Here is a 4,890-nt window from a genome sequence, read left to right as displayed (position 1 = left end):
GGTTCTGGGGGTTCTGGGGGTCTGGGGTTCAGGGGGTGAGGTCGACGCTCCGGAGGGCGCGCCGCAGCCCCGAGGTGGGATAGCTCGAGACGGGAGCCTGGGCGATGACGGTGATCGTGCCGGCGGGTGTCTCGGTGCTGAGCGCCTCCTCGTGCAGCCCGGTCGAGGTGTTGACGTAGACGAGGTGGGCCGGCCGCCCCTCCCAGGTGGTCGTCGTGACGATCCCGCTGGCCGAGCCGGCGTCGCGGCTGCCCCCGGTCCGCGCGATCGTCCCGGCCGACTGCTCCGCCGTGGTCTCCACGGTGGGGGCGACGATCAGGCCGAGCGAGGTCTGCGGGTTGCCCTTGGGGTCGGTGAGCCGCTTGTAGGTCCAGCCCTTGCGCGGTGCCGCGGGCCCCGCGTCGGCCTCCGTCATCGCGGCCGGCGCCACGAGCGACACGGGACCCCATCGCCGCGGGGTCTCGCCCACACCGGCCGGTTGCGGCGCCAGCAGCTCACGCACCCGCGAGGACTGGTCCTGGGCCGAGCGGGCGGCGGCGCCGGTCAGGGTCGGGCTCGGCGCCGGGTCCGAGGCGCACCCCGCGAGCAGCAGCCCCGCGGCCATGAGGGTGACCGTGGAGGGGGTGGCGCGTTGCGGCATACGGGGCATATGCGAACCCTAGGTGATCAAAGCAGTGCCATGCGTGCCCGTCGCGCCCGTAGCGTGCCCGTATGACGCCAGCGCGGGGGACGCGGCGCACGAGTCGTGCCTGCGGGCTGCTCGTGCGCACGACGCTGATCACCCTGGTCGCGGTCGGCGGCACCGTCGCGCCCGTCGGGACCGGCGCTCTGGGCGGGCGCGACGTGACGGCGATGGCGCTCGACGGGCCGAGGGGACCCGCGTCGGGCCCCGCCCGCGGCCCCGCCCCCGGCGCAGCGCGACCCGCTCTCGCCACCCCCTCCGCCCGGCGACCTGATCCCCGGGTGACGCCCCCGCCCACGAGCGCCGGTCCCCGCCCGGTCGCCCCGGTGACCACGACCCTGCAGACCGGCTGCGCGGCACGAGGGTCCTTCGACTCGGTCGAGGCGATCAACCGGGCCGTCGACCAGCTGCACGTGGCCCCGACCTTCCTGGGCGCCGACGTCGGGGCGGGGGCCCGGCTCCAGGACGGGCGCCGGCTCCTGCTCTTCGGCGACACGCTGCGCTCGCCGGACGTCGCGGGGCACCGGTTCGTCCGCAACTCCATGCTGCTCAGCAGCCCCGGCTGCCTGCGGGCCGTCCTGCCCGCCGGTCGTGGGGCGATCGTGCCGGACCGCGCCAGGCCGGCGGGGAGCACGGGCGCGGTCGTGGGCTACTGGCCGATGTCCGTCACGGTCACCCCGCGCGCGGGGCAGGACCTGGTGACGGTGATGCTGCAGCGGGTGCGGACGACCGGGGGAGGGACCTTCGACTTCGAGAACCTCGGCCCGTCCGCCGCGCTCTTCACCGTGGGCCGGGGTGGCACCCCGCAGCTCCTGCGGCTCGTCGACCTGGGGCCGGACTCCCCCGACGTGACCCGCCCGGCCTGGGGTGCCGCCTCGGTCCTGTCCGACGGCTGGCTGTACCTCTACGGGACGGCGGGCTCGACCGAGGCGATGACCTTCGGGCGCTCGCTGCGCGTCGCTCGGGTCCGGCCGGACCGGGTGCTGACCCGGTCCGAGTGGACCTACTGGGACGGCAGGGGGTGGTCGCGGTCGGCCGCCGCCGCGGCGCAGCTGATCCCGGCGGTGAAGGGGACCTCCCAGACCCTGTCCGTCTTCGCGCAGGGCGGTCGGTGGTACGCCCTCAGCAAGCGGGACGACTTCCTCGGCCGCGACCTCACGGTGTGGACCGCGCCGACCCCGTGGGGGCCGTTCGACACGGGCCGGACCGTCGCCGACCTGCCCTCCGACCCGGAGACGGGGGTGCTGCGCTACATGCCGCTCGCGCACCCCGACCTGCTGCCCGAGCCGGGCACGGTCGTCGTGTCCTACAGCCGCAACAACACGGACCTCGCCACGGTCCTCGCGGATCCGTTCTCCTACCGGCCGCGCTTCCTGCGCGTCCGGCTGCCGGTGGGCGAGGTGCGCTCCACCAGGTATGCCGCAAGGCTGGCCCCATGACTCGAACCACCGTGCACGCCGACGCCGCCCCCGCCCCGGTCGGCCCCTACTCGCACGCCGCGAGCAGCGGCGAGCAGGGCCTGCTCCACCTCTCCGGCCAGACGCCCATCGACCCCGCCACCGGCCGCCTCGTCGACGGGGACGTGAGCACGCAGGCGAGGCAGGTGTTCACCAACCTCCAGGCGGTGCTCGCCGCCGTCGGCCGCACGCTGGACGACGTGGTCAAGGTCAACGTCTACCTCGTGGACATGGCCGACTTCTCGGCGGTCAACGAGGTGTACGCCACGGTGTTCGCCGAGCCCTGTCCCGCCCGGACCACGGTGGCTGTCGCGGGCCTGCCGCTGGGCGCGCGGGTGGAGATCGAGCTGGTGGCGGGGCACCCGTCCGTCCGCTAGTCCGTCGTCAGGTGGAGGATGACGATCTCGTCGGGGGACAGGGCAGGTGCCTCCACCCCGACCTGCTGCAGCGAGCGGCCGCGCAGCAGCGCGCCCTCGTCGCCGGGCCACCAGGCGGGCGGTTGCGGCATACCGTGCGGCGGGCGGCTGGGCGTGACGTCCCGGACGCGGTAGCGTCGGTCGGGGTCGAGCCCGGCGAGGCGCATCCGGCCGATGGGGTCGACGATCGCGCGACCGGTGGACACGACGGCGAAGAGCGCCTCGTTCTGGGTCGGGGAGACAACGCCGTGGACGTGCAGCTCGGGCACGACGTCGTCCAGGCGGACCACGGCGCCGGAGTGCAGGAGCTCGCGGTGGTGCTTGTAGAAGCGGACCCAGTCGCCGAGCTCCGCGAGCTCCGCGTCGGAGGCGCGGGCGAGGTCCCACTCGATTCCGAGGTGTCCCCAGACGGCGGTGCCGGCGCGGAAGTGCAGGGTGTGCATGCGGCCCGTCGTGTGCGAGGCGCCCGAGGCGATGTGCGAGCCCATGAGCTCCGGGGGGACGAGCTGCTGGGTCCAGCGGTGCATCACCTGACGCTCGAGGGGGTCGATGCAGTCCGACGTCCAGATCCGGTCCGTGTGCTCGAGGACGGCGAGGTCGACGCGCGAGCCACCGGAGCTGCAGGCCTCGATCTCCAGCCCGGGGAAGCGGTCCTTGAGCTCGGCCATGAGCCGGTAGGCGGCGAGCGTCTGCTCGTGCACGCCCGCACGCCCGGAGGGTGCCGTGCCGGCGTCGACCAGGTCGCGGTTGTGGTCCCACTTGATGTAGCCGATGGCGTAGGTCTCGAGCAGCGCCACCATCTGGTCGCGGACGTGGGCGTAGGCCTGCGGGATGCCGAGGTTGAGCACCTGCTGGTGGCGGCTCTCCACGGGAATCCGGTTGCCCGTGGCCATGATCCACTCCGGGTGCGCGCGGGCCACGTCGCTGTTGAGGTTGACCATCTCGGGCTCGAACCAGATGCCGAACTCCATGCCCAGCCCGGTGACGTGGTCGACCAGGGGGCCGAGGCCGTCGGGCCACATGTCGGGGGAGACGACCCAGTCCCCGAGGCCGGCGTGGTCGTCGCGGCGGGCGCCGAACCAGCCGTCGTCCAGGACGTAGCGCTCGACGCCGAGGGCGGCGGCGCGGTCGGCGAGGTCGGTGAGGCGCGCCAGGTCGTGGTCGAAGTAGACGGCCTCCCACACGTTGAGGGTGACCTTGCGGTCGCTCTGCGGGTGCGTCGGCCGTGACCGCAACCAGCCGTGGAAGCGCGCGGCCTGGGCGTCCAGGCCGTCGCCATACGCGCCGAATATCCAAGGAGAGCAGTAGGACTCGCCCGTGGCCAGCCGCATCTCGCCGGGGAGCAGCAGCTCGGACCCGCCGATCACGGTGCGGCCGTTGAAGAGTCGCTCGGCCCAGTGGCGATGGTTGCCGGACCAGGCGGTGTGGACGCCCCAGACCTCACCGTGGCGGAACCCGAATCCCTTTGTCCCAGCGGAGAGCACGTAGGCCGCGTCGGCGCCCGTGCGTCCCTTGCGTCCCTCGCGCAGGTGCTGCCCGACGGTGAACTCCTTGCGCTGGGGCGCGCGTTCGGTGCCCCAGTGCCCGGCCAGGTCGTGAATCTCGTTGGCCTGGTTGGGGACCGGGAGGGTGAGTGCCAGCTCGTCGAGGGCGTAGTCGGTGTCGCCGTCGTTGGTGAGCATGGCGCGCGTGCGCACGAGTCCCGTCGCCAGCAGCTCGATCTCGATGGTCAGGGTCAGGCGCGCCTCGTCGTCGCGGGCGGTGACGTGGAGCGCGCCGGCGCCGAGGGTGGTGAGCGTGCCGTATGCCGTCGCGCCGGCCGCTTCGTCGGTGCGGGCCTCGGCCGCGGTCACCGTGAAGCGGGGCGACCAGCCGGACCCGTCGTCGCGGCTGCCGCTGATGCCCGGCCGACCGGACCAGCCGGCGTGGTGCTCGGGCAGGACCGCGACCCGGACGGGGACGTCGACGTCGTTGCCGCCGCGGCCGTAGGTCGTCGCCAGGACCAGGGTCGCCGCCTCGTCGGCGTCGAGGTCGGGGAGGGCGGCCCCCCAGTGGGCGATCGAGGGGAGGCGGGCGTCGGACAGGTCGAGCAGCAGGGAGACGCCCCCGCTGGTGAGGTGGACCTGGCAGTCCTGGCCGGAGCCGGTGGTCAGGGCGTGAGAAGGCATGCCCACCAGCCTGTCACCTCACGCCGTCTGCGCCACTCGAGCCGACGCCCTGCCGCCCACTGGTCAGTTCCGGGCGGCGGGCCCCGCCGACTGGTCAGCTCCGGGCGGCGCGCCCCGCCGGCTGGCCGGCTCCGGGTGCCGCGCCCCGCCGACTGGTCAGTTCCCGA

General features: G+C 74.3%; 4 protein-coding genes. 2 read left to right on the top strand and 2 right to left on the bottom strand.

Features of this window, described 5'->3' with window-relative positions:
* Positions 1 to 28 precede the first annotated feature (28 nt).
* A complete protein-coding gene (locus B4E97_RS11615; RefSeq protein ID WP_286959960.1) occupies positions 29 to 640 on the bottom strand; it encodes a hypothetical protein in 612 nt (203 codons plus the stop codon).
* Between the two features lie 71 nt (positions 641 to 711).
* Between B4E97_RS11615 and B4E97_RS11610 the strand changes: the two genes are divergently transcribed.
* Together B4E97_RS11610 and B4E97_RS11605 are read left to right on the top strand one after the other, a co-directional pair.
* Complete coding sequence (locus B4E97_RS11610; protein WP_286959959.1) at positions 712 to 2,121, top strand: DUF4185 domain-containing protein; 1,410 nt, start codon at positions 712 to 714, stop codon at positions 2,119 to 2,121.
* A complete protein-coding gene (locus B4E97_RS11605; protein ID WP_286959958.1) occupies positions 2,118 to 2,516 on the top strand; it encodes a Rid family detoxifying hydrolase in 399 nt (132 codons plus the stop codon). The genes B4E97_RS11610 and B4E97_RS11605 overlap by 4 nt, the downstream gene beginning before the upstream one ends.
* Here B4E97_RS11605 and B4E97_RS11600 read toward each other — a convergent pair.
* The gene (locus B4E97_RS11600) at positions 2,513 to 4,723 is read right to left on the bottom strand and encodes an alpha-galactosidase (RefSeq protein ID WP_286959957.1); all 2,211 of its coding nucleotides are present in this window, start codon (positions 4,721 to 4,723) and stop codon (positions 2,513 to 2,515) included. The two genes, B4E97_RS11605 and B4E97_RS11600, sit on opposite strands and share 4 nt — an antisense overlap.
* Between the last annotated feature and the right edge of the window lie 167 nt (positions 4,724 to 4,890).

Origin of the sequence: Arsenicicoccus sp. UBA7492 (assembly GCF_002479615.1) — a bacterium.
Lineage (GTDB): Bacteria > Actinomycetota > Actinomycetes > Actinomycetales > Dermatophilaceae > Arsenicicoccus > Arsenicicoccus bolidensis.
The sequence above is the reverse complement of the archived record's forward strand: the minus strand, read 5'-3'. Positions and strand labels throughout refer to the sequence as shown.